The 4,152-nt window shown below is 61.3% G+C and carries 4 protein-coding genes; 1 reads left to right on the plus strand and 3 read right to left on the minus strand.

Annotated features, from left to right (window positions below; genetic code table 11):
• Positions 1-1,842: NAD-binding protein (locus NW857_RS01070; protein ID WP_414367742.1), on the plus strand; the 1,842-nt coding region annotated here is incomplete at its 5' end.
• Here NW857_RS01070 and NW857_RS01075 read toward each other — a convergent pair.
• From NW857_RS01075 to accD, 3 genes are all read right to left on the minus strand, one after another.
• Entirely contained in the window at positions 1,839-2,537 is a 699-nt protein-coding gene (locus NW857_RS01075; RefSeq protein ID WP_414333075.1) for a class I SAM-dependent methyltransferase, read from the minus strand. The two genes, NW857_RS01070 and NW857_RS01075, sit on opposite strands and share 4 nt — an antisense overlap.
• 77 nt (positions 2,538-2,614) lie before the next feature.
• The gene (locus tag NW857_RS01080) at positions 2,615-2,989 is read right to left on the minus strand and encodes an STAS domain-containing protein (RefSeq protein ID WP_414367743.1); all 375 of its coding nucleotides are present in this window, start codon (positions 2,987-2,989) and stop codon (positions 2,615-2,617) included.
• A gap of 290 nt (positions 2,990-3,279) precedes the next feature.
• Positions 3,280-4,152 (minus strand): acetyl-CoA carboxylase, carboxyltransferase subunit beta (accD, locus tag NW857_RS01085; RefSeq protein ID WP_414367744.1); only part of this gene is annotated, 873 nt, incomplete at its 5' end.

A 4,152-nucleotide genomic window follows, 5' to 3' on the forward strand; every position in this document is an offset into this window, starting at 1 on the left:
CGTCTGTTTAACACCGGCCTTGCCCGCTACCTGGACTCGATTTTGCCGCAGCATTTTTCCCTGTCGGTGGCTGCCTTGGCTGCGCCGGCCTTTGCTCTGAAAGCTGTCTCGGACGAATTTGTCGGCTACTTCGAGCTGCCCCAGTTAGAGGCTCAGCCGGCCACGCTGCCGCCGGAGCTGGTGAATCCGCTTTATTTTGGCGCTCCCCAAGAGACCACCCTCTGGAACGTGGTGGAGCTGACCATCGGCTACAACTCCCGTCTGCTGCACATGCCCCTCTCGGAACTGGAGGAAACCTTTCGGGCGCGGGTGCTGTTTCACTACCCGGTGGACGGGCTGTCCGACTTTTCCGAGTCTCGGGTTTTCGACGATTTCGACCACGAGGCAGAGCTGCTGGAGGGGGATCGCATTTTGGTGATCTGCGACCCCAGATCCTATCTGCACCTGTTGGAGCGCAACGGGCGGCGCGGCTCTTCGCGGGCACAACGCTGGGCCAGCGGACAGGTGCAAGACAAACGACAACAACAGCGAGGCAACTCGTTCAGGCAGCTCCTATCTTGGCTGCGCAGAAGCCTGCAGGGACTGCTGCAGGTCAAGCCCATCGTGCGCACCCTCACCTTCACCTTGGGAGCCATGCTGGTGCTGGGGATCCTTAACTTTAGAGCTATCGGCAAATCCGTGGTTGACGGGCTGTTGCTGACCATCGTGGTGTTGACGGGGGGGTATGGGGACATCGAGGCTTTTCAGCAGGCGGAGACCCCTCTAGGGGTGAAGGTGGTGGCGGTGGTCATGACCTTGGTGGGGGCTGCCCTGGTGGGGTTGATCTACGGATTGGTGACCGACAAGTTGGTGAGCAGCCGCTTTGGCTTGGGCCGGGCCGCCCGTATGCCCAAAGCGGATCACGTGGTGATCGCGGGGTTGGGACGGCTGAGCTACTTGGTGCTGCAGTTGTTGCGGCAAATGGGCTATGAGGTGGTGGTTGTGGAGCCCGACAGCGACAATCCCCTGCTGGCGGCGACGGAACGGGAGGGGGCGGTGGTGATCCGGGGCAACTACGCCTTGGCCAGCACGCTGCAACAGGCTCGCATCCAAAGCAGCCGCTCTTTGATCTGCACGACGCCTGACGATCTCACCAACCTCGAGACCGCCCTGACCGCCCACAGCCTGCAACCTGGGATCCGCACCATTTTGCGGGTCACGGATCCTGAGCTGGCGGCGCGGATGCAGCGGCATCTGCAGACGCTGGGAACCAGCTACAGCACCACGGCCCTGGGGGCGCGGGCTTTTGCTACGGCAGCGTTGGTGGGATCCGTTTACGGCACCTTGACTTGGGACGGGGAAACGCTGCTGGTGACGCTGCTGGAGGTCTCGGCCCATGACCCTTACCTGGGGCTATCCCTACGGCAACTGGCCCAGGATTACGACCTGGCGATCTTGCTGCATCACTCCCGACCGGGCCGGCCCTGTGTTTTTCCCAAGATCTGGCAGAAAGAGGGCGAGACCCTGTTGAAGCGGGGGGATCGTCTATACGTGATGGGGACGGTGGGATCCCTGATTCGCCTGGCCCAGGGACGCCCTCTGCCGCCGGAACTCTATCAAGTGCGGCTTTTGGAATACCGCAACCCCTACTTTGAAGACGAGATCCTCTCCACCTTGGCGTTTTATGCGCGGCTGCCCAAGACGGCCCTGAAGCCGCTGTTGCGCTGCCTGCCGGCGGTGGTGAGCCCCCCTCTCCCCCGCGACAAGGCCATTAAGTTGGCCCGCCAACTGCGCAAAATGAGCACCGAGGTGCAGGTGTTTGCCCAGGTGCAGGCCGAGCGGCGGATCCCTGAAGTCCTCTAGGGCTTTTCCGCCACAAGGCGCACAAAGCGATTTTGCCCGTAGAGCTCTTGCGCCACCACTCTCAAGCCAACCTTCTCCAACAGCCAGGCTAGATCCTCAGCGCTGAAGCGGTTGTGCTCGTAGAAGTGGGTAAACTGATCCACCAAGGTGTCTAGGGATGTTTCCATCTGAAACAGTTGGGCTTCTGTGGCCGCATCGAAGTAGAGGCTAAGTGGGGCGCGCACCCAGTCCACCAGCAAAAACCGCCCCCCTGGCTTGAGCAGACGCCGCACCGCTTGCAACAGGCGCACCGGCTGCACCATCTCGTGGATCACCACCACCGCCTGAGCCGCGTCAACGCTGCAATCTGGCAGGGGCAAATGGGGATCGTGGAGATCGGCCTGCAGCAGTTGAAGGCCAGGGACGCCTTTCAAGTCTGCCGCTGCCCGCTCCAACATGTAGGGCATTAGATCTACGCCAATGAAATGTCCGCCGGGGTAGCGCTGGGCCCACTGCCGGAGGACATACCCCGGCCCCGTTCCCAGATCCAGCAGGCAGGGCGCAGCGGGCAAGCAGGGCTCAACATGCTGCTGCCAAAACTGCCAAAAGGTCTCATTGAAGCGGCCAGGAGCAGTAGCCAGCATGCGCTCGCAAAAGCTGGGGCCACGGTGGTGCTGGTAAAGGAGCTGAAAGGTATCGAGGCCAGCCTGGGTCATGGCTGAGCATCCTCAACAGATCCTGGGAACAAAGTCAGAGGTGTAGGCAGGGCATCGCAGCAACTCAAAATGTCGGCCTAGCGAGCAGAGGAAGCGGTGGAGAAGTTGGCGATGGCCGTCTCCAGGTCGTCAAAACAGGTCAAGACCTTCTCCATCGAGGTGAGGCTGAGGACGAGGGCGACGCTTTCCGGAACGCAACAGAGGCTGAGGTTGCCGCCGGCAGTCCGGCACTTGCGCAAGGCCGAGATCAGCACCCCCAGGCCGGAGCTATCCATAAAAGTAACCGCCGACATGTCGATCAACAGGTTGTGGTAACCAAAATCCAAAACCTGCTGCAGCAACTGCCGCACTTCGGAAGCGACCTTGGCGTCAAAGCGACCTTCCAACGGCACAATCGCCAGTTGTTGCCCTTGCGGAGTTTTGGCGGTACGGATGCGCAGCTTAAAATCCATTGCTTCCAGTCAAGACCTCATGCCCCACCTTAGCACCATCGGTTGCTGCTATGACCCCCTCGGCAGAAAATCCCTCTTCTGCAAACAGAGAGGGTATCCTTCTTTGCCATGGCAACTTCCCACTGGTTGAGATTGTCTGCCGGATCTAGGCGCGCTGTGCCGTTGAGGCAGCTACCCTCCCTTCCTCTTCAGCCAGGGAGCAGTCCCTCACCCCCGGCCCCTCTCCCAAAGGGAGAGGGGAGCTAACTGCTCCGCCTGCAGACAGAGGGATCCAACCTTTACTTCCCGTCTCAGATCCTGGCGGGATCGAGGGCGTAAGTCGAATCGAACGCGGCAAGGGACATGTGCAAGCGGGGTCGGTGCATGGCCAGCAACTGGGCCAAGCGCTTGCGCAGCTCGGTTCGCGGCACAATTGCGTCGATAAGCCCCTGGGCCAGCAGGTACTCGGCAGTCTGGAAGCCTTCGGGAAGCTTGCCCTTGCCGATGGTTTGCTCAATAACGTTGGGCCCGGCAAACCCCACCTGGGCGCCTGGCTCGGCCAGGATCAAGTCTCCCAGCATGGCAAAGCTGGCGGTCACCCCCCCATAGGTGGGATGGGTAAGCACGGAGATAAACAACTGGCCGGCTTCGCGGTGCCTTTGCAGAGCGGCTGCCGTTTTGGCCATCTGCATCAGGCTGAGGATCCCTTCCTGCATGCGGGCTCCCCCAGAGGCCGAAAAAAGGATCAGGGGTAGGTGATCGCAGGTGGCGCGTTCGGTGAGACGGGTAATCTTCTCGCCTACGACCGAGCCCATGCTGCCGCCCATAAAGCGAAAATCCATCACGCCCATCGCCACCGGGATCCCTTCCAGAGTGCCCAACCCGGTCAGGACGGCATCCTTGAGCTGGGTGCGCTCCTGGTAGGCGGCCAGGCGCTCGGCGTAGGGCTTTTGGTCGAAAAAGTGCAGCGGATCGGTGGGGGCCAGGTGCTCGTCGAGGGGCTGCCAGGAGCCGGGATCCAAAAGCTGCTCCAGCCGCTGCGGGGCTGTGATGCGATGGTGGTAGCCACAGCTTGGACAAACCTGCCAGTTCTGCTGCAGATCTTTGCTGTAGGTGAGAGCGTCGCAAGCTGGACACTTCTGCCAGAGGCCGTCGGCAATCTCTCGCACTTGCCGCTCTTTGTC

Source organism: Synechococcus sp. H55.9 (genome assembly GCF_047462355.1).
Classification (GTDB): domain Bacteria; phylum Cyanobacteriota; class Cyanobacteriia; order Thermostichales; family Thermostichaceae; genus Thermostichus.

What these genes read in the sequence shown, in the direction of transcription:
- NW857_RS01080 (WP_414367743.1), bottom strand. Translation starts at nt 2,989, where the DNA reads ATGGATTTTAAGCTGCGCATCCGTACCGCCAAAACTCCGCAAGGGCAA.
- NW857_RS01075 (WP_414333075.1), bottom strand. Translation starts at nt 2,537, where the DNA reads ATGACCCAGGCTGGCCTCGATACCTTTCAGCTCCTTTACCAGCACCAC.